The following is a 23,161-nucleotide window of genomic DNA, read 5'->3' on the forward strand; positions in this document are numbered from 1 at the left end:
CACGAACGATTCCACCCGGATACGACAGCCGCGGCGTTCAGTCGTTGACGTGAATGGCGATCTTTCCGCGCAGGTGGCGGGTCTGGCTCACAGTGAACGCCTGGGCGGCGTCGGCCAGGTCGAAGACGTGGGCCAGGTGCACCCGCACCTGGTCTGCGTCGATGAGGTCGGCCAGCGCCGTGAAGTCGGTGGTGTCGGCCTCGACCTGCAGGTAGCGGCCGCCCCGCTCGGTGATCTGCCGGTCCGCGATGGAGGCGTGCCGCCCACCCTCGGTGAGCACGGCCAGGGTCTGGTCGACCACCCCGCCGCCGACCAGGTCAATGACCACGTCGACCCCGCCGGGTGCCAAGGCCCTGACGGCCTCGACGAGTCCGTCGCCGTAACCGACTGGTTCGGCGCCGAGGTCGCGCAGGAACTGGTGGTTGGCCGCTGATGCGGTGCCGATGACCCGTGCGGCACCGAGTGCCCGGGCGATCTGCACGGCGAAGTGGCCCACACCGCCGGCGGCTGCGTGGATGAGCACCGTGTCGCCCTCGCCCACTTCGGCCAGGCGCAGCACCTGGTAAGCCGTCAGTGCGGCGCAGCCCAGGGTGCCGGCCTCGTCCCAGCTGAGGGTGGCAGGTTTCGGTCCCACTGCATCGGCGGGCACCGTCATCAATTCGGCGTAGCCGCCGCTGCGCACCCCTCGGCCCTCGTGGCCGTAGGTGATCACCTCATCACCGATCGCCCACCGGGTGACGCCCTCACCGACGCTCTCGACGACCCCGGCGGCGTCTCGTCCGGGGATCGCCGGCAAAGAAACCGGCATGTCGGGGCGTCCCGCGACGATCTTCCAGTCGACGGGGTTCACCGAGGACGCTTTCACCGCGATGCGCACCTCACCAGGCCTGATGCTGGGCTCGGGGGCGGTGTCGGTCAGGTGCAGGACCTCGGGACCGCCATGGGCTGAGTACTGGATGGCCTTCATGATGACCACCCTAGGTACTCAGAGCTCGACTGCTGCCAGCACCTCACCGGTGGGGGCCGGGGATCCTCCCCGGGGCTCGTTGGTGATGGCCAACGCCTGCCCACCGCCGAGCCCGGTGACCACCGTCGAGACCCGACCCCCCTCGTCGATGAGTGCCCCCGAGCGGGGGACACCTGCCTGCATGACCCACACCTGCCAGGACCTGTCGGTGCCGGGGTCGGGCAGGGCAGTGGCGGTGACGATGGCCTGGCCGCGGCTCTTGGACACCAGGTAGGTCAGCTCGGCCCCGGCCAGGGTGGTGTGGTTGACCTGCAGGTCGGGGGCAGCGAGGAGTTCGATGCGCTGCGCATCGGCGGACTGGATGGAATGCAGGTGGGCCTGCTGCCAGATGGTGACTCCGCCGAGTGCCACCACCAGCACGGCGGCGACGGCGGTCAGCCAGGTCGAGAGCGGTCGGCGACCGCGTCCGAAGCCGTGGCGTGGGGTGAGGATGGTGGCGGCCGGCTGCTCGTCAACCGGCGGGACCTCCTCGGCGGGAAGCATCGGCGTGGTGGCGATGGCGTTCAGGATGGAGGCTCGCAGCATCGGTGGGGGAGCGACCTCGTGGAACGCTGCCATTTCGGCCATCGTCTCGCGAAGCTCCGCCACCTCCTCGCGGCACTGGGCACAGGTGGCCAGGTGGTCGTCGAAGTCCCGGCGTTCCTGGTCGTCGAGGGCGTCAGCGACGAAGGGCCCGACCAGGGCATGCATCTCGGTCATGCTCCGGCTCCCATCGTGCTGCGCAGTCCGAGCAGTCCATCCCGGATGCGGGTCTTCACGGTTCCGAGCGGTAGGCCCAACATGTCGGCCACCTCCCGATGACTGTATCCGCCGTAGTAGGCCAGTGACACGGCCTCGCGCTGCGCTGTCGTCAACGCTGCTAAAGCTGAGCGCACCCCCTCGACGTCCAGGAGGTGTTCCACGCCTTCCCAGGTCTGGTCGGGTTCGCTGCCACCGCTGCTGCCGGCCCATCGTCCGTCGCGTTCGGACTCCTTCTGGGCGGAGCGGACCCGGTCCACTGCACGCCGATGGGCGATGGTGTGCATCCACGCCCTCAGGCTGCCCTTGTCCGGCGACCAGCGGGCTGCCTGCCGCCAGATCTCCACGTAGACCTCCTGGGTGACTTCCGCGGCCAGGTCCGGAGCGCGCAGGACGCTGAGGATCAGCCCGTGGACGCGGGCGCTGGTGAGGTCATAGAACTCGGCGAAGGCAGCCTCATCGCCCTGCCTGACCCTGGCGAACACGTCATGCAGGGGGTCGCTGTTCCGCGGGTCCGACCCCGCGGGGGAGGTCCCGGGACCGTGGTCCTTCGTCATGTGCGGCGACCATGTCCCTTCCTCACCCCGTCAGGGCTGTAGCGAAGGCGATGACGTTGGAATCGTAGTAGTGCTGGGATGGGTCGTACTCGCCGCCGCAGGTGATCAGAACCAGCGTTGGCTCGTCGGTGGCAGCGTATACCTCCGCGGTGGGGAAGGTGTCCTTGGCGAAGGTGGCGACCTTGGTGATCTCGAACCGTGCCGTGGTGCCGTCCTCACGTTCGACGTCCACGATGGCACCGACAGCCAGTTCGGGCAGCCGGGCAAAGACGGTGTGGCGTCCATTCCAGGTCAGGTGACCGGCCAGCACGGCCCTGCCGGGGGCCCCGGGGGTGTGGGCGCCGGTGAACCAGCCCACCACGTCGGGATCAGCTGGGGTCGCGAGTTCGTTGCCGTCCAGTCCCAGGGGGACGGTGCCGGCGTCGACGCCAATGCTGGGGATCGTGACCCTGGTGGGTGCAGATTCGGCAAGTTCACGGTCGTCCGGGGTGGTCGCGGTGGGTGCTGTGGTCGGTGTGGACGTTGCTGTGGGCGCTGACGCGGTGTCCGGCGCCGCCGGCGTCACCCACGGTGAGGTGATGACAGCGGCCGTGGGCAGCGCTTGCGGTGCAGTGGCCGCGGGGAAGGCCAGGGCGGCGCCAATGACGCCCACCCCGACCAACCCTGCCATCCCCCCGATCAGCACCCGCCACGTGCGAGGTGACTGGGTCCGGGTCATGATCGTCGATCAGCCCTTGGTGGCGGCGGCCGAGCGACGACGGCTGACGGCGGCGGCAGCGCCACCGACCATGAGGATGCCCCCGGCGGCCAGCAGTCCGCCGTTGGCAGCGGTCGGGGCCTCGCCGCCGGTGTTGACGCCACCGGAAGGCATGATCATGCCGCAGGTGGCCGAGTCGGTGGCTTCGGCGGGGATGCCCTTGACTCCGAGCGACGCGGCGAACGTGGATTCACCGAGGCCCTCCAGGTCGTACTTGTCGTTGTCATTGGCGTCCACGCCGTGCTGCACGACATGCAGGTTTGTGAGGTTCTCCAGGGTGCCCTTCGGCAGCTGGGCGGCGGTCAGGGTGCGCTTGTACTTCAGGTTGCCCTTGGCGTCGGCCATGGGCATCCGGTCAACGGCCAGGCCGCTGGCCTTGGTGGTGTCTCCCGCGGTGGTCAGCGAGATGTGAATGTCGCCATAGTCGGGGAAGCCCTCCTCGACGCTGATGAAGCCGTTGTCGTTCTTGTCCGCCGACGGTGCCGGGCAGTGCTTCATCGCACCGGTGGTGTCGCCGTGGATGTGCTGGGCGTGCGGTGCGTTGGGCACCATGTCCTTGGCAGTGATTTCGACCACAAGGCCGCCGTCAGTGGTGGGGGTCAGGGTGGCCGTGCCGGTGGCGTTGCTGCCCTTCATGGAGTCGAGACGAAACGTCACGGCGTGGGCGTGATCCTCGCCATCGTGTGCACTGGCCGAGGTCGCGGCGAAGGCCAGCGGTGCGGCGACGAGCAGGCTGAGTGCAGCCGAGGCGGACAGGGACTTCCAGGTGCGGTTCATGAGTGAGTTCCTTTCGATGTGGTCTCACCCTTCATTCGGAGCCGTCGCCCCCGCGGATTGGTGGGTGCCGCAGAAAGTGTGTGCCCATCCTTCCGGCAGGTGGGTCGCCGACCCTCCCGGAGCCGCCCGGACTAGGATCAATGCGACGAGCACCCTCGAGAGGATTTCCATGGACTACCGCCGCCTGGGCCATTCCGGATTGACCGTGTCTGCTGTGGGGCTGGGGTTGAACAACCTCGGACGACGCGGCACTCCCACCGAGCAGCAGCAGGGCGCAAACCTGGTCGTCCACGCCGCGCTCGACGCGGGAATCACCCTGTTCGACGTCGCCGACAGCTACGGCTACGAGGCCGGCCTGTCGGAGGTGATGCTCGGCAAGGCGCTGGGCAGCCGCCGCGACGAGATCGTGCTGGCCACCAAGTTCGGCATGGACATGAAGGGCGTCAACGGCCTCGACTTTGGTGCCCGCGGCTCGCGTCGCTACATCGTCACCGCGGCCGAGGCCTCGCTGCGCCGACTGGGCACCGACTACATCGATCTGTACCAGTTCCACACGCCCGACCCGCAGACCCCGATCGACGAGACCCTGGCCGCGCTGGACGACCTGGTGCGCGCCGGCAAGGTGCGCTACATCGGCCACTCCAACATGGCCGGTTGGCAGATCGCCGAGGCCGAGTTCACTGCTCGGGCGAGCGGCGGCACCCGGTTCATCTCGAGCCAGAACCACTACAACCTGCTCGACCGTCGCGCCGAACTCGAGGTCACCCCGGCCGCCGAGAAGTTCGGACTGGGGGTGCTGCCCTACTTCCCGCTGGCCAATGGCCTGCTGACCGGCAAGTACTCCTCCGGCAAGGCGCCCGAGGGCAGCCGACTGACCCTTACCCGCCAGCACCTGGTCGACAACCTCGACCTGGCGCAGATGAAGGCCTTCGGGGATTTCGCGGCCGAACGTGGCCTCACCGAGATCGAGGTTGCCTTCTCGTGGTTGGCCTCACGTCCGAGCGTCGGCAGCGTCATCGCGGGCGCGACCAGACCCGAGCAGGTGCAGCAGAACGCCGAGTCGGCCGGGTGGGTGCCGAGCGCCGAGGACGAGGCCGCGCTGGACGAGATCTTCCCAAAGGTGGCCAAGATCGCGCTGTTCTGAAGCACCTTGTGGGTCCGGAGGCGTCTGCATACTGTGTGTCCATGACTCAGACCGAGGTCGTGGAGTGGCTGCTGGAATCCGACCCGAGCCTGCGCTGGCAGGTCGAGCGTGACCTGGTCGGCGAGCCGCAGGACGTGTGGCAGGCCACCCGGGCCCGGGTGGCCACCGAGGGTTTCGGCGCCGAACTGCTGTCCCACCAGGACGCGGACGGGCAGTGGGCAGGCGGGGCCTTCTTCCCTGCCGATTTCACCGGCGAGGAACCCCAACCCTGGACGGCCACCACCTGGTCGCTGAACCAGTTGCGGGAGTGGGGCGTCGAGCCCGACGCGCTGCGTCCCGACACTGCCGGACTGCTGAGGGCCAACGCCCGCTGGGAGTACGACAACCTGCCCTACTGGGACGGGGAGGTCGACGCCTGCATCAACGCCTTCACCCTGGCCAATGGCGCCTGGCTCGGCACCGACGTCTCACCCATCGCGACGTGGCTGCTGGAACACCAGATGGACGAGGGCGGCTGGAACTGCGAATGGATCGAGGGGTCGACCCGGGCCTCGTTCCACTCCACCCTGAACGCCATGGTGGGCATCCTCGACTACGAAAAGCGCACCGGTGACGTCCAGTTGCGTCAGGCCCGGCAGCGGGCCGCCGAATACCTGCTCGACCGGGGGCTGATGCGCCGACGCAGCACTGGCGAGGTCCACACACCGTGGGCCACCCATTTCTCGTATCCCTACCGCGGCTGGTACAGCGTGCTGCGTGCCCTCGACCACTTCCGCGAGGCGTCCCTGCACGACGGCGTCGCACCGGATGAACGACTGGCCGACGGCATCGACCACGTGCGCAGCGCCCGCGACGCGGATGGCACCTGGCACCAGCAGATCGCCAAGGACGGACGGGTCTGGTTCGACGTCGACGCGCCGGCCGGGCAGCCGTCGCGCTGGCTCACCTTCCATGCGATCCGGGTGCTGCGGTGGTGGGACGCGTGGCACGATGGGTCCCATGATTCCCACAGCCGGTAGCTTCGACCTCGGCCCGCAGACCGCCACCCTGGTGCTCAGGACGACGTCGGAGGGCAAGATGGCCCGCGCGGGCCACAACCTCACGCTGACCGTCGAGGACTGGTCGGGCACCCTGGTCGTGGGCGACTCACCGGTGACCAGTTCACTGCGGGTGACCGCGAACCTGGCGACCCTGCGGGTGCTGGACGCCCACGGCGGGCTCAAGCCGCTCAGCGACTTCGAACGTGGCCAGATCGAGAAGAATGCCGCCGGGGTGCTGGGCGTGGCCCACCAACCCGAACTCAGCTTCACCTCCACCGCCATCGACGGCACCTGGGAGCAGGGCCGGATGGAGGGCACCCTGACCCTGGCCGGACGCGCCGAGGTGCAGCAGTTCACCATCGCTGCCGCCGACGGGGTGTACACCGCCACCGGCACGATCACCCAGAGCCGCTACGGCATCAAGCCGTTCAGTCTGATGATGGGGGCACTGAAGGTGGGCGACGACGTCACCGTCGAGGTCACGGCCACGCTGCAGTGAGCCCTGTCGAACTCGTCATTCTCGCGTTCGCCGGAATCGCAGCCGGGGCCATCAATGCGCTGGTCGGTTCCGGAACGTTGATCACCTTCCCCACCCTGGTCGCCTTCGGCGTCGCCCCGGTCTCGGCGACCATGTCGAACGCCATCGGCCTGGTCGCCGGTGGCGTCTCCAGCACCTGGGGATACCGCCGGGAACTGCGTGGCCAGTGGGCACGGTTGCGCTGGCAGATCCCCGCCTCGCTGGTGGGTGCCCTGGTCGGCTGCTGGCTGCTGCTGCACCTACCCGAGACGGTGTTTGCGGCCGTCGTCCCGGTGCTGCTGGTCCTGGCGCTGGTGCTGGTGGTCTTCCAGCCCAGGATCAACGCCTGGGTGAAGCGCCGGACGACCGGCGGTGACGGTGCCGACGTCGGCCTCGGCGCCGGCCGGATGCTGCTGCTGATCGTGGGCACCTTCGCCATTGGCATCTACGGCGGCTACTTCACCGCCGCCCAGGGCATCCTGCTGATGGGGTTGACCGGGGCGATCCTGCACGATGACCTGCAGCGGCTCAATGCCGCCAAGAACGTGCTGTCGTTGGTCGTCAACATCGTGGCGGCCGTGACCTACACCCTGGTCGCCCCCGAACGCATCCACTGGGATGTGGTCGTGGTGATCGCGGTCGGGTCCACGATCGGGGGCTGGCTGGGGGCACGCTACGGCCGCAAGCTCAAGCCCGGTGCGCTGCGGGCGGTGATCGTGGTGGTCGGACTCATCGGGCTGGTGCGACTGCTGGGCAGCCGCTGACACTAGACCGTCCGGGGCACCTTGCCGGTCATCTTGAGCATCCAGCACATCACCTTGTGTCCGCCGTCGGCGGCCTCGCCGAACATCAGTGGGCAACCGCCCTCGATGACCGTCATGCCGTGCGCCCGTCCATACGCGGCCGCCTCGGGTGAGACGCTGCCCGCGTCCATGGAGCGGTGCATCCAGACATGGGTGATGCCAAGGTCGGCGGCCTCACGGACGGTGGACTCGGCATGCTCGGGGCGGGTGCCGATGACCACGGCCTCGACGCCACCGGGAATGGAGTGCAGGTCCGGATAGGTCGGGCCACCCTCGACGGTCTCGGCATGCGTATTGACGGCAAACGTCTCGAAGCCGCGCTCGCGCAGCCGCACGTAGACGGCATTGCTGCCGTGGCCCTTGGGTGCGTGGGACACCCCTGTGACTGCGATCCGCCGGCAGGACAGGAAGTCCTGGGCGGCCTGCTCGATCTTCATCGTCGTCGACTTTCACTGTGGCCCCTGAGCAGGGTCGCCTCATTCGAGACTACGCCCGGGTCGAAGGCGGCGACATCGGCGGGAGGCGATATTCGCCCGGCACGCTGCCCGTCCGTCGGCCCCGGCGTAGCCTCGGGACATGGCGGACGAGGTCATCGGCTGGCTGATGGGTGGTGACAGCAGCGTCCGGTACCAGACCAGGCGCGACCTGGCCGACGACGACCGGCCCGAATTGCTGGCCCGGATCGTGTCCGACGGGGACGCCGCCCTGATCCTGGCGGCGCAGGGGCCGGACGGTCACTGGGGTCGGGGCTTCTACCAGCCCAAGTGGACCAGCAGCCACTATTCGCTGCTGGAACTTCGCGACCTCGGGGTGCCCCCGGGACACGAACCCTGCCGGCGGACCGTGGAGCTGATTGCCCGGCAGAAGGGCCCGGACGGGGGCGTCAACCCGGCCGCCCGATTACGGCCAGCCGACGCGTGCATCAACGGGATGTTCCTGGCGTATGCCGCGCACTTCGGTGCCAATGCTGACCCGCTGATCAGCGTCATCGACTTCCTCCTGGGGCAGCGGTTGGCCGACGGCGGGTTCAACTGCGACGCCGCTCGTTCACCGGGCCGGGTCTCGTCGGTCCACACCACCACGTCGGTCATCGACGGCTTCGCCCAGTACCTGGCGTGCGGCTTCCTTCATCGCCAGGACGAGGTGCGCGAGGCGCTGGCGGACGCGGTCGAGTCACTGTTGGCCCGGAACTTGTACCAACGGCGGGGCACGACCGAAGCGATCAGGCCGGAGTTCACCCGGTTGCACCATCCCGCGCGCTGGCACTTCGACGTGCTGCGGGGCCTGGAGGTGCTGTGGGCGGCTGGTGTCACGTGGGATCCGCGGATGGTGGCGGCGCTGGAGGTGGTGCGGCGTCGGCGACGTCCGGACGGACGGTGGGCCGCGTCGTCGCAGTACCCCGGCGAGACGTGGGTGAGCTATCCCGGGGCGGGACAGCCGAATCGGTGGGTGACGTTGCGGGCGTTGCGGGTGTTGCGCTGGGCGAACGCAGCAGCGCGTTCAACCGGGCCGCCTGCCGGGTGAGATGGCCACGCTCGGCGGTGTTCGTCGCCAGCCCGGCCGCCTGGGCGTACAGCCGCGCCGCCGCGGCGAGTTCGCCGGCCTTCTCGTGCAGGTGGGCCGAGACCGCAGCATGGTGGGGCAACCCCGGATCGAGCTCGGTCAGCGCCGCCAGTCCAGCGCGGGCACCGTCCGCCTCGCCCACCGCCACCGCGCGATTGAGCCGCACGATCGAACTACCGGTGAGCCCGGCCAGTTCGTCATACCAGCCCACGATCTGTACCCAGTCGGTCTCGCCCGTGGACGGCGCGTCAGCATGCAGGGCGGCGATCGCGGCCTGAGCCTGGTACTCGCCCAACTGGTCTCGGGCCAACGCCGACTGCAGCACCGCCACCCCCTCGACGATCATGGCCGTGTCCCACAGGCCCCTGTCCTGGTGGGCCAGCGGCACCAGCTCACCGTCCGGCCCGGTGCGAGCCGGACGGCGGGCATGGTGCAGCAGCATCAACGCCAGCAGCCCGGACGCCTCCGGGTCATCGACCAGCGCGGACAACTGACGCGTCAGCCTGATCGCCTCGGCAGCAAGGTCAAGGTCACCGGAATAGCCCTCGTTGAAGACCAGGTAGAGCACCCGCAACACCGTGGCAACGTCACCGGGTTCGTCCAGTTCCAGCTCGGCCAGGGTCCGTTTCGCACGCGAAATGCGTTGCGCCATGGTCGCCTCCGGGACGAGGTAGGCGCGGGCGATCTGGCGGGTGGTCAACCCGCCGAGTGCTCGAAGCGTCAGCGCGACGGCGCTCGCCGGGTTCAGTGCCGGGTGGGCGCACAGGAAGTAGAGCCATAACGTGTCATCGATCGTCCCGGCGGCACCCGGCGCCGGCTCGGCAGCGACCAGTACCTCACGCTGGCGGCGCGCCACCGCGGAGCGGGACGCATCCACGAACTTCCGCCAGGCGACGGTGATCAGCCACCCTTTCGGGTCGCGCGGCGGGTTGTCGACCCATCGCTCGACCGCCTCCACCAGGGCTTCCTGCACCGCGTCCTCGGCCGCCGGGAAGGTGGCTCCGCGGCGGACGAGGACGCTGATCACGGTGGGAGTCAACCCCCGCAGCAGCGCCTCGTCCACGACAACTCACTCGGTGATGGTGGGTGGGGCACCGAGGAGTGGGCGCACCTCCAGCCATTCCTGCAGCGGTGTGCCACCAGGACCCGGGGCGGCGGACAACTCGCCGGCCAGTTCGAGTGCCCGCTCGTAGCTGTCGACGTCAATGACCATCCAGCCCGCGATCAAGTCCTTCGTCTCGACGAAGGGTCCATCGGTGACCGGTGGCCGTCCGGGCCCGTCATGGCGGACGAAGGTGCCCTCGGGTGCGAGCGCCTGACCATCGACGAACTCGCCGGTGCCCTCCAGCCGCTGGGCGAAATCGTCCATGTACTTCAGGTGCGCCGAGACCTCGTCCGGCGTCCACTGGTTCATCGGGACGCTCTGGAGCGGGGTCGGGCCACCGCGGTAGTGCTTGAGCAGCAGGTACTTCATCGTGTTCTCCTCGAACCGGGCCGCCACGGTGGCGGGCTCTACTGCAGGGACGGAGCAGTCGACGAGTTCTCGACAACGCGCCCGACGGATGAGTCTCAGTGGCTTCCTGCAACGCAGAACTGGTTGCCCTGGGGATCGGCCAGGGTGTGCCACCGGAAGCTCTCGTCACCCCGACGCTCGACCAGGGTGGCTCCGGCGGCGATCAGCCGGTCGGTCTCGGCGTCCAGGTCGTCGGTGTTGAGGTCGAAGTGGACGCGATTCTTGCCCGGCGTCGGGTCCTCCACCTTCTGGAACGCCAGCCAGCAGGGCAGGGTGCCGCCCTTGACGACGACGAACCAGCCGTCGTTGGTCTCGGTGATCTCGGCGCCGGTCTGCTCGGCCCACCATGCGGCCAGCGGTTCGGGATCGGTGGTGTCGGTGGTGATCATGCCCAGGGTCAGTGTCATGGCGCCCAAGTTACTCGCGGCACCGGGTGCGCAGGAGGGTTGTGACGATCCGGGGGCCACGGTCGGTTCACTCGGTCACCTGCCCCGCCCGGTTCGCCGCCGCATCGCTGGCGGACTGGTCGGCGTAGACGGCGCTGACCCTGCGGTAGACAGGGCTGAAGAAGGCGGCGACCGCGGCCAGCACCATCAGCAGGCCCGCCACCAGGAAGACCAGGGCGATCCCGCGTCCGGTGCCCTCACCCAGGAGTGGACGGAGGGTGCGGACGCCGTCGGCTGAGCGTGACCACGGGATGATCCACAGCTGGGCGATGGGCGCGATCAGGAAGGCGGTCACTGGTGCGGCGGCCATCTCGACGGCGCCGGCAAACCCGAAGACCCGGCCCTGGCGTTCCAGGGGCACCACCCGCTGGATGACGGTCTGTTCAGCTGCTTCGATCGCCGGCATCAGCACCATGTACAACCAGATCCCCAACATGTAGAGCCAGCCCCATTCCCGCACCGTGAACAACGCCCCCAGCAGACCCATGCCGATCACGCACAGCAGCATCGTCCGCAGCGGGTTGCGGCCCAGACCGAACTTGCCGATCAGTGCACCGCCGATCAGGAAGCCCGTGCCGGCCACCGCGAACAGTCCGCCCCACAGTTCGACGCTGAAGATCTCCAGGCCGTAGGGGTCCATCAGCGCGGCGTAGACACCGCCCACCAGATTGTTGAAGGTCGAGAACAGGATCAGTGCCATGAGACCCGGCACGGCGGAGACCGATCGCCAGGCACCGGCCAGGTCGAAGTGGCCCTGGGCGTCCGAGATCGCCGGTTCGACCTCTTCGGGCATGCCCAGGGTCAGCAGGTGGGCGAAGGACACCGCGGTCAGGCCGATCCCGATGACGATCGTCGTGCCCATTCCGAGTTGACCCACCGAGATGCCGGACAGGACGCTGGTCACCATGAAGGCCAGGCCCTGGACGACCCCCACCAGGCCGTTCGCCCGGGCTCGGTCGTCCGGGTCGATCAGGATCGTCACCGTCGTCGACAATGCGATGTTGCGCATGTTCTCGACGACGGCGCCGGCCAGGATGACCAGGCCGAACACCCAGACCCAGGGCCTGGTGAGATCGGTGATGGCCCCCGCGGGGGCGAGGAAGAACACCGCTCCTGCCAGCAGGAACATGCCGAACGTGAAGATGCTGGCGACCCGCATCACGGCCAGCTTGCGGAACCGGTCGACCAGGGTGCCGAAGCTGATGGCGCTGACTGACAGCAGCAGCATGTAGCCGCCGCCCAGGACCCCCGTGGCGATCACGTTGCGCGTCTCGAGGTAGATCCAGAACACCAGTGCGAACCACAGGTAGCCCGTGGTGATGTTGGCCAGACCGGTGTTGACCAGGATGGCGCGAAAGGTGCGCTGGCGCTGCTCGGGCGGACGCCGGCTCGTGTCGATGGCGTCCGGATTCCTGATCCCACCGGCCGTGTGGACCAGTTCGGGTGTGGGGTGCTGCGCCTCAGTCATCTCGAGCTCCTCGTCCCCCGATGGCCGCGCAGCAACAGTACGTGGGGTGTGCTCCCGGTCACAATGGGATTTCTGCAGCTTTGTCTCGTCCAGTCGCCACCTGCGCCCAAAAATGACGTCTGCCCCTGCTTCGAAGCGGGGGCAGACGAGACGTTCAGGGGTGGCTGCGTCGGTGACGCAGCGTGGGGGTCAGCGCGAGGAGCCGCCGAACAGACCCTTGACCCAACCGACGAACCCGCCCTGGCGGGGGGTGTTGGCGCGGGCCGGGGCCTCGGAGCCGACGGGTGCGGTGGTCTCGGGCTGCACGGTCTCGGGCTGCACGGTCTCGGTCTGCACGGTCTCGGCCTCGACCGGGGTCTCGCCCTCCACGGCAGCGGCTTCAGCCTCGGCGGCCACCTCGGGGGCGGCAGCGTCGTCCGACTTGATGGCCGAGACCTCGAAGCTCAGGGTGATCTCGTCGGAGACCAGCACCCCACCGGTCTCCAGCGCCGCGTTCCAGGTCAGGCCGAAGTCCTTGCGGTTGACCTTGACGACGCCGGACAGGCCCACGCGCTGGTTGCCGAACGGGTCAACGGCGGCGCCCTCGAAGTCGAAGTCGATGGTGACCGGCTTGGTGACGTCCTTGATGGTCAGGTCGCCCGTGACGCGCAGGACGTCGGCGTCGGGGGACGTGACCTCGGTGGAGGTGAAGGTGATGGTCGGGTAGTTCTCGACGTCGAAGAAGTCGGCCGAGCGCAGGTGCGCGTCCCGGTCGGCGCTTCCGGTGGAGATCGAGGCCACCTGGGCGCTCAGCGAGATGGCGGCGTTGGCGAGGTTCGCGTCGGTGGACGCGGTGCCCTCGAACTCCTTGAACGAGCCGCGCACGCGGGTGACCATGGCGTGACGGGCCACGAAGCCGATCTCGGTGTGGGCGGGGTCGAGGACGTAGTTGCCGGACAGGTTGAGCAGGTCGTTCATGGGAATCCTTGGGTGACAGGGGCGAACCGCTGGGGCCACCCGCGAAGGTTGAATGCTTAACTAAATTTACGCCAGTGGGCGGGCTCTGTCAAGAATCGCGGGTATCCGACGCACTCGCCCTCGGCCACGGCTCGGCGTAGCGTGGGACGCAGTCGTGTGCAAAGGAGCACCCCATGTCGTTGACAGGCTGCATCTCCATCCAGTTCCCCGGCAACGCTGCCGAGGCATTCACCTTCTACCAGACCGTTTTCGGCGGAAACCTGCAGATCTCTCGCTACCAGGACTTCCCTCCCATGGACATGACCGAGACGCCACCGGCCGAGGCCGTCGCGCATGCCGACCTGAGTGCCGAGGGGCTGCACATCGTGGGTGGCGACGCGGTCGGCGGGACTGTCGACCCGGCGGCCGGGCCCTACTCGATCATGCTGGTGCCGGACTCCCTGGAGGACGGTGAGGCGCTGATGGGCAAGCTCTCCGCCGGAGGCCAGGTCGTGCTGCCCCTGGAGGCAGCACCCTGGGGAGACCACTACGGGCAGGCCCGCGACCAGTTCGGCGTGCTCTGGGAGATCAACGTGCCGGGAGCCACCGAGGGCTGAGTCGCGACGGGCAGGCTCAGCCCTGCATGTCGACGAACCGGGAGTAGTGCCCCTGGAATGCGGTCGTGATCGTCCCCGTGGGACCGTTGCGGTGCTTGGCCACGATCAGGTCGGCCTCTCCGGGGCGATTGTCCTTGTCGTAGACGTCCTCACGGTGCAGCAGCACCACCATGTCGGCGTCCTGCTCCAGTGAGCCCGACTCGCGCAGGTCCGACAGCATCGGCTTCTTGTCGCCACGCTGCTCGGGGCCACGGTTGAGCTGGCTGAGCGCGATCACGGGAAGTTCGAGTTCCTTGGCGAGCAGCTTGATCTGGCGACTGAACTCCGAGACCTCGAGCTGGCGGCTCTCGACCTTCTTCCCGGAACTCATCAACTGCATGTAGTCGATGATCACCATCTTCAGGTCGTGGCGTTGCTTGAGGCGGCGTGCCTTGGCCCGAATCTCCATCATGGTCAGGTTGGGGGAGTCGTCGATGAACAGTGGCGACTCCGAAATCATGGGGGTCTTGTTGACCACCCGACGCCAGTCCTCGTCGTTCATCTTGCCGCCACGGATGGAGCCCAGGAACACCTGCGCCTCGGCGCTCAGCAGGCGCATCACGATCTCGGTGCGGCTCATCTCGAGGCTGAAGAAGACAGTGGCGAGCTTGCTCTTGATGGCCGCGGCGCGGGCGAAGTCGAGGGCCAGGGTCGACTTTCCCACGGCGGGACGCGCCGCAATGATGATCATCTGTCCGGCGTGCAGCCCATTGGTCAGTTCGTCGAGGTCGGCGAAACCGGTGGGAACCCCGGACATCACGCCCTTGCGACCCTCAATGGCCTCGATCTCGTCGATGGTGGGTTCGATCAGTTCCGAAAGGGGCTGGTAGTCCTCGCTGGACTTGCCGTCAGCGACCTCGTAGACCGCCTGCTGGGCGGCATCGACGATGTCGGCGACATCACCCTGCCCCTGGTAGCCGAGTTGGGCCACCTTGATCGATGCCTCCACCAGCCGTCGCAGCACGGCCTTGTTGTGCACGATCTCGGCGTAGTAGCTGGCGTTCGCCGCGATGCTGATGCTGGCCAGCAGGTCGGCCAGGTAGACGTGCCCACCGACCCGGGCGATCTCGCCGCGCTTGCCCAACTCGTCGGCGACGGTGATCGGGTCGGCCGGCTCGCCGCGACCGTACAGGTCGATGATGGCGTCGAAGATCAGTTCGTGCGAGGGTCGGTAGAAGTCGCGGCCCTTCAGAACCTCGACCACGTTCGCGATGGCGTCCTTGCTCATCAGCATGGCGCCCAGAACGCTCTGCTCGGCGGCCAGGTCCTGTGGGGGAGTGCGATCCATGCCCTGATCGAAGCCGTCGCTCACGACATCGCCCTCCTCTGCCTGTCCAAGTTGGCGCCACCAGCGCCGTCGGCCACTCTACGCGTCACCGGCCAGTGGTCCTGGCGCCGCTGTGTCTCGCGGGCCGGTGCACGGGTGCACGTGGTGCCGACCCGCCGGTGGGACCGGTGAACCGTACTGGTAGACAGACTACGGCGCAACCCCAGCACGCCCCAGAGTTGTCCACAGGCAGCCAGCGGACCTGTGGACAGGGGTGGAGCGGTGCGCGCGATGCTGTGGACAACCCGAATTTCTCTGGGGACAAAGAATTCATCTGGACTCGCCAACCCGTGGTTGACTAGGGATTTCACGGCCCCGCAACTGATTGTGGAGAGTGTGGGTAGTTGACGACGTGTTCACGTTCTGATCACGTCCGCGAGCGCCGTGGCACGTGGGGTTGGCGCCGTGGGGCAGGGTTGTCCACAGTTCGCCCCGGGGACCCGTCAGGTCGACGTGATCATGGACGGTCGCGGGGTCGGCTCGCGGAGTTTCGGCACATTGAGGAGTCCCCATGACCTGCTCGATACCCTGTGGGGGTATGGTTGCTCCATGACCGAATCACCGATTCAAGACCACCGACCCGATGAGCACGGTCATCACCATGGCTACATCAGTGCCAAGGACGACTACCTCAAGCGCCTGCGGCGTATCGAGGGTCAGAGCCGGGGTCTGCAGCGGATGGTCGAGCAGGACACCTACTGCATCGACATCCTGACCCAGGTCGCGGCCATGACGAACGCCCTGGAGGCCGTCGCCCTCGGGCTGCTCGAGGACCACCTGAGTCACTGCGTCCTGGATGCCGCGCGCCAGGGGGGCACCGAGGCGGACGAGAAGATCGCCGAAGCCATGGCTGCCATCCGACGCCTGGTCAAGTCCTGATGATCTTGACAGGCAGCAACCACCACCACCACAAGGAGACACCATGATCAGCACCTACACCGTCACCGGCATGACCTGCGGCCACTGCGTCAGCGCCGTGACCGAAGAGGTTTCCGCCGTCGCCGGGGTCGACCAGGTCGATGTCCAGCTCGAAGGCGGCACCATGTCGGTGACCTCTGCGGACGCCGTGGACTTCGACGCCATCAAGGCGGCCGTCGCCGAGGCCGGCGACCAGTACGTCGTCCAGCCCGCCTGAACACCCGGTTCCGCCCCCCCGCCTAGGACCACCCCCAAGGACATCTGATGAGCACCCCCAGCACGACCGCCCACCCCGCAGCGCCCGTTGACCGGCGGGAGTCGATCGAGCTCGACATCTCGGGCATGACCTGCGCCTCGTGCGCAGCACGCGTCGAGAAGAAGCTCAACAAGGTCGAGGGCGTGCAGGCCAGCGTCAACTACGCCACGGAGAAGGCGCACGTGCTGGCGCCCGTGGCGGTCACCGTCGGTGACCTCATCGCGGTCGTCGAGAAGACCGGCTACGGGGCCTCCCTGCCGGAGCCCGACGCCCGGCCCGTGGACCGTGCCGGTGCCCTGCGCACCCGCCTGGTCGTCGCGGCGGTGCTCACCGTGCCAGTCATGCTGGTCTCGATGCTCTCGTCCCTGCAGTTCACCGGCTGGCAGTACTTCGCCCTGGTGGCGTCGTTGCCGGTGTGGCTGTGGGCCGGGTGGGGGTTCCACAAGTCCACCGTGGTGAACCTGCGCCACGGTGCCACCACGATGGACACGCTCATCACCCTGGGCACGACAGCCGCGATGGGTTGGTCGATCTATGCCCTGGGGTTCACCCACGCGGGTGACCTCGGCTTCACCCACCAGTTCAGTTTGCGACTCGACCGCTCCATGTCGGGTGCGAACGTCTACTTCGAGGCCGCCACGGCGATCATCACCTTCATCCTGCTGGGTCGCTACATCGAGGCCCGGTCACGCCGCGAGGCAGGGGCGGCTCTGCAGGCGCTGCTGAACATGGGCGCCAAGGAGGTCAACGTCCTGCGCGACGGCCCCGACGGCCAGCACGAACAGCGCATTCCCATCGGCGAGTTGGCGGTGGGTGACGTCTTCGTGGTCAAGCCCGGCGAAAAGGTCGCCACCGACGGGGTCGTCCTGAGTGGCAACTCGGCCATCGACGCCGCCATGATCACCGGGGAGTCCGTGCCCGTGGAGGTCGGTCCCGAGGACAACGTCGTCGGGGCCACCATCAACACCTCGGGACGATTGAGCGTGCGGGCGACCGCCATCGGCAATGACACCCAGTTGGCCCACATCGCCAGGCTGGTCGAGCAGGCCCAGACGGGCAAGGCGGCCGTCCAACGGCTGGCCGACCGCATCTCGGGTGTCTTCGTGCCGATCGTGCTGGGGATCGCCCTGGTGACCCTCGTCGCCTGGCTGGTGGCCGGGTCCTCGCCCTCATTCGCGGTCACCGCGGCGGTCGCCGTCCTGATCATCGCCTGCCCCTGCGCGCTGGGCCTGGCCACGCCCACGGCGCTGCTGGCCGGCACTGGACGCGGCGCCGAACTCGGCATCGTCATCCGGGGGCCGGAGGTCCTCGAGCAGGCCCACTCCATTGACACGGTCGTGGTCGACAAGACCGGCACGCTCACCACCGGCAAGATGGCCGTCTCCCAGGTGACCCCGGCGACCGAGACCGGTGCCACCGTGGCACGGGTGCTGGGCATCGCCGCGGCGCTGGAATCACACTCGGAACACCCCATTGGCCGCGCCATCGTCGAGGCGGGGGTGGCGATCGGTGAGGTCACCGACTTCGAGAACCTGCCCGGTTCGGGAATCCGGGGAGTGGTCGACGGCACCACCTATGTCGTCGGCAACCGCAGCCTGGTCGAGCAGCAGGGCCACGGGCTGTGCCCGCAACTGGTCGCTGCCTCCAACCAGGCAGCCATGCAGGGCGCCACCCAGGTACTGGTGGCCGACCAGACCCACGTCCTGGGCCTGATCGCGGTGCAGGACACCCTCCGGGCCACCAGCGCCCGCGCCGTCGCGGAGCTGCGGGAGCTTGGACTGGAGCCGGTCATGCTCACCGGCGACAACGAGCACGCCGCCCGGGCGACGGCGGGACAGGTCGGCATCGAGCGCGTCCACGCCGACGTGCTGCCGAGCCACAAGCTGGACGTGGTGCGCGAACTGCAGGCCCAGGGGCGTCGGGTGGCCATGGTGGGTGACGGCGTCAACGACGCCGCGGCCCTCACCCAGGCTGATCTGGGCATGGCCATGGGCAGTGGCACCGATGCTGCCATCGCCGCCAGCGACATCACGCTGATCCAGGCTGACCTGCTGCTGGCCGCCGACGCCGTCCGCCTCTCGCGTGCGACCTTGCGCACCATCAAGACGAACCTGTTCTGGGCCTTCTTCTACAACGTCATCGCCATCCCGGTGGCGGCGCTCGGCTTCCTGAACCCCATGCTCGCCGCCGCGGCCATGGCCTTCAGCTCGGTGTTCGTCGTGGGCAACAGCCTGCGGCTGCGGGGCTTCACCCGCCGAACAAGCTGAAGATTTCTCAGTTTTGATTTGGGGATCTCTCAACAATCTCTTATTGTGGTAAGCGTTCGGCTTCGGCCGGGTCGTATCCAGACGAGCTCCGTCAACCCAGGTGCCCGTCATGTTGAGAGGTTCCATCACGTGAAGAAGATCTCCAAGGGCACCGCGATCGCGTTGTCGAGTGTGCTGGCACTCGGTGTGATCGGTGGGGGCGGCGCAGCAGCGGCCGTCGCCATGGACAAGGACACCGTCACCATCACCACCGACGGCAGCACCCAGACCGTTGACACCCGTGCCAAGACCGTCGCCCAACTGCTCGAGCAGCAGGGCATCACGCTGGCAGAGCACGACGTCATCCAGCCGCAGGTCGACACCCCCGTGGTCGACGGAGCGGCCGTCACCATCAAGATCGGCAAGCCGTTGACGCTGAACGTCGACGGCAAGACCATCACCAGGTGGACCACCGCCCTCACCCTGGACGAGGCGCTGGCGCAGCTTGACCTGGACGACGCCAAGAACCTGGTCTCGACCAACCGCTCGACCGCGCTCCAGCGCCAGGGTCTGCAGGTTGAGGTCGTCACCCCCAAGACGGTCACCATCACCACCGCGTCGGGCACCAAGACCGTGGAGGTGCCGGGCAATGCCACCGTCGGTGACGCGCTGAAGGCCGCTGGCCTGATCCTGGACAACCTCGACAAGGTCAGTGCCTCGCCGGCCAGCCCGGTAACCGCCGACCAGAAGATCACCTACCAGGACGTCGCCTACCGGCCGATCCTCGTGACCTCTGAGATCGCCTTCGACGAGAAGACCGTCGACAACGCCTCGCTGCCCAAGGGTGAGCGGAAGGTTGTCACCAAGGGCGTCAAGGGCCACAAGCAGACGGCCATCACCGAGGTCTACCTCGACGGCAAGCTCGTCTCGAACAATCACAAGACCGGCGAGAAGGTCACCGCGCAGCCGGTGACCCAGGTCGTCCACGTCGGCACCAAGCAGGCCGAGCCCGTCGACACCTCGTCGGAGACCAGCTCCACTCCGAAGACCACCACCCCGAAGACCACCACCCCGCCGCGCACCAACACCTCGGTGACGGCCAAGTCGGGTGGCTACTCGGGCAGTTGCGAGGCATCGAACTACTGGCAGGGTCAGGTAACCGCCACCGGTGAGCGGTTCAACCCGATGGGCATGACCGCCGCCCACAAGAGCATGCCGTTCGGCACCAAGCTCAAGGTCACCAACAAGGCCAACGGCAAGAGCGTCATCGTGACGATCAACGACCGTGGCCCCTACATTGGCGGTCGCTGCCTCGACCTGGCCAAGGGCGCGTTCCTGCAGATCGCCAGCGAGAACGCAGGCATCGCGCAGGTCAGCTACGTGCAGGTCTGAATCCCGTCCTACCGTGAACGCGGGCCCACTCCTTCGAGGAGTGGGCCCGCGTTTTCATGGGTCAATGATCAGGCCATGGCCCCGCTGAGCCACTGCTTGAACAGTTGGGCAGTGGTGGCGACATCTTCGGAGGCTATGAACTGCACGAAGCCGTCGGAAATGTCGATGATGCACGAGGACCCCGGCTCGTCGGTCTCGTCCTGTTCGAACTCACCGCAGACGAAATCGCCGACCACTTGGGGATTGACCAGCTCGGAGCGCGACTCGGTGCCGTCGGAGCCGAACGGGAGCACGCTGGCCATGACCAGCTTGTTCTTGTCGCCCTTGTGCGTGTACAGCACCAGCAGGGTGCCGGTGGCGTCGGGTGCGACGTTGACGTAGTCGCCCACCGAGGCCGGAACCTTGGTGAAGGCCTTGGAGCCGACCGTCTTGTACTTGCCGGGGTCCTTGGGGACGCTGCCCGTGTTCTTCGCGGTCGTCGCAGCGGTGCTCTGGGCAGTGGTGGTCTCGGGGGCGGTGGACTCCGGTTCGGTCGACTCGGCCTGGGTGGTCTCCGGTTCGGTCGACTCGGGTTCGCTGGTCTGGGCAGTGGTGCCAGCGGGGTCAGTCGACTGCTGCGAGGTGGTCGTGGCGGGGGTGGACGTCACGGTGTCGTCCTCGCGGGTGAAGAACCAGATCAGTCCCGCGATCAGGGCGAGCACGATGACGCCGACGCCGATCAGCATCGGGGTGTTGTTCTTCCTGGGCTGGTCGGGTCCACCGAACTGGGTCTGGCCAGCCTGCGGCGGCAGGCCACCACCAGCACCGGCGCCCGGCTGACCGTAGGGTTGCTGACCGTACTGGCCCGGCCCGCCCGAGGGTGGCCCGTACCCCGGTGGCTGCTGGCCGTACTGCCCACCTCCCGTGGGCTGGGGCGGCGGGGCGCTCGACTGGCTGCCGGGACTTCCCCACTGGTTCGGACTCTGGCCAGGACCCTGCTGGGAACCCTGGTGGGGGCCCTGGGGAGGGCCTTGATTCGGTGGGTTGGTCATGGCGGGCTCCTGAATCCTGATCATGCGAGGCCGGTCAGCGTCGCGTTGATAACTGCGTAATCTACGCCACAAATGCAGCCGTCAACAGATGCAGAACGCTGCCCATTTGGCGAGCAAATGGGCAGCGTTCAGGGAAGGAATGCGCTGGGTCAGGCTTTCGCAGGAGAGAAGCAGTAGGTGCGCTTGGCCTCAGGGAAAACGCGCACCCGGGTGCCCGCGCCACACAGGCTCTTGTCCGCCTTGTCATTCGCGCGCAGGACGATCTTGATGTCGGCGGCCAGGGTCGAGGCGGCGCAGTCGATCTTGGCGTAACCGAACGTCTTGGTGGTCGACTTGGTGTAGCAGGCGTTCTGCTGGAGTTCCTCGATCAGGCAGTAGCGAACGCTGGTGCCATTGCGGGTGACACGGTAGTTGGAGTAGGCCGGGTCACACGTGGCACCGTCGGTGTTGATCTTGGCGACGTAGAGCGAGGTTCCGGTCTGGTCGGCGCAGTCAGCCTTGGTCATGTTCCACGTGCTGTTCTCGCGCTGGGTCAGGCTGACGCATTCGCCGACCTTGACGTTCAGCAGGGCGGTCGTGGTGGCCGCGGTGCTGGTGGTCTGCTCGGTGGTCGTCGTCTCTTCGGTGGTGGTGGTCTCGACGTCGGTGGTCTCGGTCTCCTCCGAGGTGGTCGAGGTGTCGGTGCTGGGCGTGCTCGTGGTGACGACCGGCGTGCCCGACGTGTCGTCGCCACCACCGCGGGTCAATGCCCAGATGCCGACACCTGCGACCAGGACCGCCACGGCCACGATCGCGGCAATCAGGGGAGTGTTGTTCTTCTTCGGGGGCTGACCCTGGGGGTAGCCGCCACCCGCGGGGGGATAACCGCCCCCACCAGCGGGGGGATAGCCGCCCCCACCGACGGGGGGCTGCTGCCCGTAGCCACCCTGCGGGGGCTGTCCGTAGCCGCCGGGCTGCTGCCCGTAGCCGCCAGTCGCGGCGGTGGGGTCGTAGCCGGCGGGTGACTGCTGTGGGTACCCGCCGGGCTGCTGGCCGTAACCACCGGACTGGTCGTAGCCACCCTGGGGCTGCTGACCGTAGCCACCGGGCTGCTGGCCGTAGCCACCAGGCTGCTGACCGTAGCCACCAGGCTGCTCGCCATAGCCACCGGGCTGATTCGGATTGTTGGGCGGGTTCGACATGAGTACTCCTCGAGGATGGTCAAGCAGAGGTGCGAAGATCGTAGCGTCAGGCGGGGCCATCCCACCTTTTTCCCATTCAGGATGCGACTCAGGAGTCGTCAGCGGAAGCCCTCGTCAACGCCTCTTCGAGACGCACGAGCTTCCCGTCCAGTTCCCCGGAGTGACCGGGGCGAATGTCGGCCTTCAGTACCAGCGAGACCCGAGGGCCGAATTCGAGCATCGCTTCGCTGCACCGGCGCACGACGTCCATGCATTCGTCCCAGGTGCCCTCGATCGTGGTGAACATGGCATCGGTGCGGTTCGGCAGGCCCGAGTCGCGCACGATCTGCACGGCGCGAGCCACGGCATCGTGAACCGAGGCGTCCGGGTGGTTCGACGATGGGGCGACGGAGAAGGCGACGAGCATGGGTTCATGCTCTCACGGTGGTGCAATCTGCAACAGTCTCGTTTAATACTACCTAGCGTCGTACTGAGAGTCGTGCCACGCTAGACTGAGGCCGTGGCGATGTTGGGTGAGCTTGAGACGGCGATCATGCAGGTGTTGTGGTCCTCCGATGACCCCATGACCGTGCGCGCAGTCTTCGAAACCGTGACCCGCGAACGCCAACTCGCCTACACCACCGTGATGACGGTGCTGGACCGTCTGGCCAAGAAGGGCCGGGTCACCCGCCAGCAGGAGGGTCGCGCCTGGCTGTACCTGCCGGCGGCGACGCACTCTGAAATGGTCGTGGGGGCGATGGCCGAATTGCTCGACGAGGCCGGCGAGGAGACCAATCTGATCCTGGCCCAGTTCGTCGAGGGACTCAGCGAATCCCGTCGGGAGCACGTCGAACGCGTGCTGCGGGCGTTGCGCCAGCCCGTCTGAACC

General features: G+C 67.7%; 25 protein-coding genes. 10 read left to right on the top strand and 15 right to left on the bottom strand.

From position 1 onward, the window contains the following. Positions 1 to 37: 37 nt before the first annotated feature. From IPV09_RS04500 to IPV09_RS04520, 5 genes are read right to left on the bottom strand one after another with little or no spacing between them, the layout of a single operon-like run. Positions 38 to 967 (bottom strand): NADP-dependent oxidoreductase, encoded by a 930-nt coding sequence (locus tag IPV09_RS04500; RefSeq protein WP_207473981.1) that lies wholly within the window; start codon positions 965 to 967, stop codon positions 38 to 40. An 18-nt stretch (positions 968 to 985) separates the two neighbouring features. Next, a complete protein-coding gene (locus IPV09_RS04505) occupies positions 986 to 1,726 on the bottom strand; it encodes an anti-sigma factor domain-containing protein (RefSeq protein ID WP_207474035.1) in 741 nt (246 codons plus the stop codon). Further along, a complete protein-coding gene (gene sigK, locus IPV09_RS04510; protein WP_207473983.1) occupies positions 1,723 to 2,322 on the bottom strand; it encodes an ECF RNA polymerase sigma factor SigK in 600 nt (199 codons plus the stop codon). The genes IPV09_RS04505 and sigK overlap by 4 nt, the downstream gene beginning before the upstream one ends. A 22-nt stretch (positions 2,323 to 2,344) precedes the next feature. Further along, positions 2,345 to 3,040, bottom strand: a complete 696-nt coding sequence (locus IPV09_RS04515) for a sortase domain-bontaining protein (protein WP_207473985.1) — start codon at positions 3,038 to 3,040, stop codon at positions 2,345 to 2,347. Positions 3,041 to 3,049: 9 nt separating this feature from the next. Continuing rightward, positions 3,050 to 3,856: a hypothetical protein gene (locus IPV09_RS04520; RefSeq protein WP_207473986.1), complete on the bottom strand. Its 807-nt coding sequence runs from the start codon at positions 3,854 to 3,856 to the stop codon at positions 3,050 to 3,052. 169 nt (positions 3,857 to 4,025) lie between these two features. Between IPV09_RS04520 and IPV09_RS04525 the strand changes: the two genes are divergently transcribed. Genes IPV09_RS04525 through IPV09_RS04540 form a run of 4 tightly spaced genes read left to right on the top strand, consistent with a single transcriptional unit; the run spans position 4,026 to position 7,321 of the window. Continuing rightward, positions 4,026 to 5,000, top strand: coding sequence for an aldo/keto reductase (locus IPV09_RS04525; RefSeq protein ID WP_207473988.1), 975 nt, complete (start codon positions 4,026 to 4,028; stop codon positions 4,998 to 5,000). 41 nt (positions 5,001 to 5,041) lie between these two features. After that, on the top strand, positions 5,042 to 6,019 hold the full coding sequence (locus IPV09_RS04530) for a squalene cyclase (protein ID WP_207473989.1): 978 nt from the start codon (positions 5,042 to 5,044) through the stop codon (positions 6,017 to 6,019). Beyond that, complete coding sequence (locus IPV09_RS04535; RefSeq protein ID WP_207473991.1) at positions 6,000 to 6,539, top strand: YceI family protein; 540 nt, start codon at positions 6,000 to 6,002, stop codon at positions 6,537 to 6,539. Before IPV09_RS04530 ends, IPV09_RS04535 begins: the two co-directional genes overlap by 20 nt. After that, a complete protein-coding gene (locus IPV09_RS04540) occupies positions 6,536 to 7,321 on the top strand; it encodes a sulfite exporter TauE/SafE family protein (protein ID WP_207473992.1) in 786 nt (261 codons plus the stop codon). Before IPV09_RS04535 ends, IPV09_RS04540 begins: the two co-directional genes overlap by 4 nt. Before the next feature lie 2 nt (positions 7,322 to 7,323). Here IPV09_RS04540 and IPV09_RS04545 read toward each other — a convergent pair whose 3' ends face one another. The 6 genes from IPV09_RS04545 to IPV09_RS04570 all read right to left on the bottom strand — a co-directional run bounded on the left by IPV09_RS04545 (position 7,324) and on the right by IPV09_RS04570 (position 13,307). Continuing rightward, positions 7,324 to 7,797 carry a CoA-binding protein gene (locus IPV09_RS04545; RefSeq protein ID WP_242681226.1) on the bottom strand — a complete coding sequence of 158 codons (474 nt, stop codon included), beginning with the start codon at positions 7,795 to 7,797 and terminating at the stop codon, positions 7,324 to 7,326. An 872-nt stretch (positions 7,798 to 8,669) separates the two neighbouring features. Beyond that, the gene (locus tag IPV09_RS04550) at positions 8,670 to 9,950 is read right to left on the bottom strand and encodes an RNA polymerase sigma factor (RefSeq protein ID WP_370590219.1); all 1,281 of its coding nucleotides are present in this window, start codon (positions 9,948 to 9,950) and stop codon (positions 8,670 to 8,672) included. 42 nt (positions 9,951 to 9,992) lie between these two features. After that, positions 9,993 to 10,397 (bottom strand): YciI family protein, encoded by a 405-nt coding sequence (locus IPV09_RS04555; protein WP_207473994.1) that lies wholly within the window; start codon positions 10,395 to 10,397, stop codon positions 9,993 to 9,995. 95 nt (positions 10,398 to 10,492) lie between these two features. Continuing rightward, complete coding sequence (locus IPV09_RS04560) at positions 10,493 to 10,843, bottom strand: VOC family protein (protein WP_207473995.1); 351 nt, start codon at positions 10,841 to 10,843, stop codon at positions 10,493 to 10,495. Between the two features lie 67 nt (positions 10,844 to 10,910). Next, positions 10,911 to 12,350, bottom strand: coding sequence for an MFS transporter (locus IPV09_RS04565; RefSeq protein ID WP_207473996.1), 1,440 nt, complete (start codon positions 12,348 to 12,350; stop codon positions 10,911 to 10,913). Between the two features lie 189 nt (positions 12,351 to 12,539). After that, positions 12,540 to 13,307 carry a YceI family protein gene (locus IPV09_RS04570; protein WP_207473997.1) on the bottom strand — a complete coding sequence of 256 codons (768 nt, stop codon included), beginning with the start codon at positions 13,305 to 13,307 and terminating at the stop codon, positions 12,540 to 12,542. A 173-nt stretch (positions 13,308 to 13,480) separates the two neighbouring features. Between IPV09_RS04570 and IPV09_RS04575 the strand changes: the two genes are divergently transcribed. Next, positions 13,481 to 13,903 carry a VOC family protein gene (locus IPV09_RS04575; protein ID WP_207473998.1) on the top strand — a complete coding sequence of 141 codons (423 nt, stop codon included), beginning with the start codon at positions 13,481 to 13,483 and terminating at the stop codon, positions 13,901 to 13,903. A 16-nt stretch (positions 13,904 to 13,919) separates the two neighbouring features. Here IPV09_RS04575 and dnaB read toward each other — a convergent pair whose 3' ends face one another. After that, positions 13,920 to 15,230: a replicative DNA helicase gene (gene dnaB, locus IPV09_RS04580; RefSeq protein ID WP_207473999.1), complete on the bottom strand. Its 1,311-nt coding sequence runs from the start codon at positions 15,228 to 15,230 to the stop codon at positions 13,920 to 13,922. Between the two features lie 588 nt (positions 15,231 to 15,818). Between dnaB and IPV09_RS04585 the strand changes: the two genes are divergently transcribed. From IPV09_RS04585 to IPV09_RS04600, 4 genes are all read left to right on the top strand, one after another. Continuing rightward, positions 15,819 to 16,148: a metal-sensitive transcriptional regulator gene (locus IPV09_RS04585; protein ID WP_207474000.1), complete on the top strand. Its 330-nt coding sequence runs from the start codon at positions 15,819 to 15,821 to the stop codon at positions 16,146 to 16,148. Positions 16,149 to 16,191: 43 nt separating this feature from the next. Further along, positions 16,192 to 16,404: a heavy-metal-associated domain-containing protein gene (locus IPV09_RS04590; RefSeq protein WP_207474002.1), complete on the top strand. Its 213-nt coding sequence runs from the start codon at positions 16,192 to 16,194 to the stop codon at positions 16,402 to 16,404. Between the two features lie 47 nt (positions 16,405 to 16,451). Continuing rightward, on the top strand, positions 16,452 to 18,710 hold the full coding sequence (locus tag IPV09_RS04595) for a cation-translocating P-type ATPase (protein ID WP_207474003.1): 2,259 nt from the start codon (positions 16,452 to 16,454) through the stop codon (positions 18,708 to 18,710). Positions 18,711 to 18,839: 129 nt separating this feature from the next. Continuing rightward, positions 18,840 to 20,081, top strand: coding sequence for a septal ring lytic transglycosylase RlpA family protein (locus IPV09_RS04600; RefSeq protein WP_207474004.1), 1,242 nt, complete (start codon positions 18,840 to 18,842; stop codon positions 20,079 to 20,081). Between the two features lie 68 nt (positions 20,082 to 20,149). Here the strand turns inward: IPV09_RS04600 and IPV09_RS04605 are convergent, their stop codons facing one another. From IPV09_RS04605 to IPV09_RS04615, 3 genes are all read right to left on the bottom strand, one after another. Continuing rightward, complete coding sequence (locus tag IPV09_RS04605) at positions 20,150 to 21,112, bottom strand: hypothetical protein (RefSeq protein WP_207474005.1); 963 nt, start codon at positions 21,110 to 21,112, stop codon at positions 20,150 to 20,152. Between the two features lie 149 nt (positions 21,113 to 21,261). Continuing rightward, positions 21,262 to 22,293, bottom strand: a complete 1,032-nt coding sequence (locus IPV09_RS04610; RefSeq protein ID WP_207474006.1) for a hypothetical protein — start codon at positions 22,291 to 22,293, stop codon at positions 21,262 to 21,264. Positions 22,294 to 22,381: 88 nt separating this feature from the next. Next, positions 22,382 to 22,699, bottom strand: a complete 318-nt coding sequence (locus tag IPV09_RS04615; protein WP_207474007.1) for a thiamine-binding protein — start codon at positions 22,697 to 22,699, stop codon at positions 22,382 to 22,384. A gap of 99 nt (positions 22,700 to 22,798) precedes the next feature. Here IPV09_RS04615 and IPV09_RS04620 point away from each other — a divergent pair, with 99 nt between their 5' ends. Continuing rightward, entirely contained in the window at positions 22,799 to 23,158 is a 360-nt protein-coding gene (locus IPV09_RS04620) for a BlaI/MecI/CopY family transcriptional regulator (protein WP_242681237.1), read from the top strand. Positions 23,159 to 23,161: the final 3 nt, after the last annotated feature.

This window comes from Tessaracoccus sp. SD287, assembly GCF_017355265.1.
Lineage (GTDB): Bacteria > Actinomycetota > Actinomycetes > Propionibacteriales > Propionibacteriaceae > Aestuariimicrobium.

Bases quoted from the DNA above. Each gene is read 5' to 3' on its own strand.
- IPV09_RS04595 (WP_207474003.1), top strand. From the start codon at position 16,452: ATGAGCACCCCCAGCACGACCGCCCACCCCGCAGCGCCCGTTGACCGG.
- IPV09_RS04560 (WP_207473995.1), bottom strand. From the start codon at position 10,843: ATGACACTGACCCTGGGCATGATCACCACCGACACCACCGATCCCGAA.
- IPV09_RS04530 (WP_207473989.1), top strand. From the start codon at position 5,042: ATGACTCAGACCGAGGTCGTGGAGTGGCTGCTGGAATCCGACCCGAGC.
- IPV09_RS04615 (WP_207474007.1), bottom strand. From the start codon at position 22,699: ATGCTCGTCGCCTTCTCCGTCGCCCCATCGTCGAACCACCCGGACGCC.
- IPV09_RS04545 (WP_242681226.1), bottom strand. From the start codon at position 7,797: ATGAAGATCGAGCAGGCCGCCCAGGACTTCCTGTCCTGCCGGCGGATC.
- IPV09_RS04620 (WP_242681237.1), top strand. From the start codon at position 22,799: ATGTTGGGTGAGCTTGAGACGGCGATCATGCAGGTGTTGTGGTCCTCC.
- IPV09_RS04605 (WP_207474005.1), bottom strand. From the start codon at position 21,112: ATGACCAACCCACCGAATCAAGGCCCTCCCCAGGGCCCCCACCAGGGT.
- sigK (WP_207473983.1), bottom strand. From the start codon at position 2,322: ATGACGAAGGACCACGGTCCCGGGACCTCCCCCGCGGGGTCGGACCCG.
- IPV09_RS04565 (WP_207473996.1), bottom strand. From the start codon at position 12,350: ATGACTGAGGCGCAGCACCCCACACCCGAACTGGTCCACACGGCCGGT.
- IPV09_RS04500 (WP_207473981.1), bottom strand. From the start codon at position 967: ATGAAGGCCATCCAGTACTCAGCCCATGGCGGTCCCGAGGTCCTGCAC.
- IPV09_RS04590 (WP_207474002.1), top strand. From the start codon at position 16,192: ATGATCAGCACCTACACCGTCACCGGCATGACCTGCGGCCACTGCGTC.
- IPV09_RS04610 (WP_207474006.1), bottom strand. From the start codon at position 22,293: ATGTCGAACCCGCCCAACAATCCGAATCAGCCCGGTGGCTATGGCGAG.
- IPV09_RS04575 (WP_207473998.1), top strand. From the start codon at position 13,481: ATGTCGTTGACAGGCTGCATCTCCATCCAGTTCCCCGGCAACGCTGCC.
- IPV09_RS04535 (WP_207473991.1), top strand. From the start codon at position 6,000: ATGATTCCCACAGCCGGTAGCTTCGACCTCGGCCCGCAGACCGCCACC.
- dnaB (WP_207473999.1), bottom strand. From the start codon at position 15,230: ATGGATCGCACTCCCCCACAGGACCTGGCCGCCGAGCAGAGCGTTCTG.
- IPV09_RS04585 (WP_207474000.1), top strand. From the start codon at position 15,819: ATGACCGAATCACCGATTCAAGACCACCGACCCGATGAGCACGGTCAT.
- IPV09_RS04520 (WP_207473986.1), bottom strand. From the start codon at position 3,856: ATGAACCGCACCTGGAAGTCCCTGTCCGCCTCGGCTGCACTCAGCCTG.
- IPV09_RS04515 (WP_207473985.1), bottom strand. From the start codon at position 3,040: ATGACCCGGACCCAGTCACCTCGCACGTGGCGGGTGCTGATCGGGGGG.
- IPV09_RS04555 (WP_207473994.1), bottom strand. From the start codon at position 10,397: ATGAAGTACCTGCTGCTCAAGCACTACCGCGGTGGCCCGACCCCGCTC.
- IPV09_RS04505 (WP_207474035.1), bottom strand. From the start codon at position 1,726: ATGACCGAGATGCATGCCCTGGTCGGGCCCTTCGTCGCTGACGCCCTC.
- IPV09_RS04570 (WP_207473997.1), bottom strand. From the start codon at position 13,307: ATGAACGACCTGCTCAACCTGTCCGGCAACTACGTCCTCGACCCCGCC.
- IPV09_RS04525 (WP_207473988.1), top strand. From the start codon at position 4,026: ATGGACTACCGCCGCCTGGGCCATTCCGGATTGACCGTGTCTGCTGTG.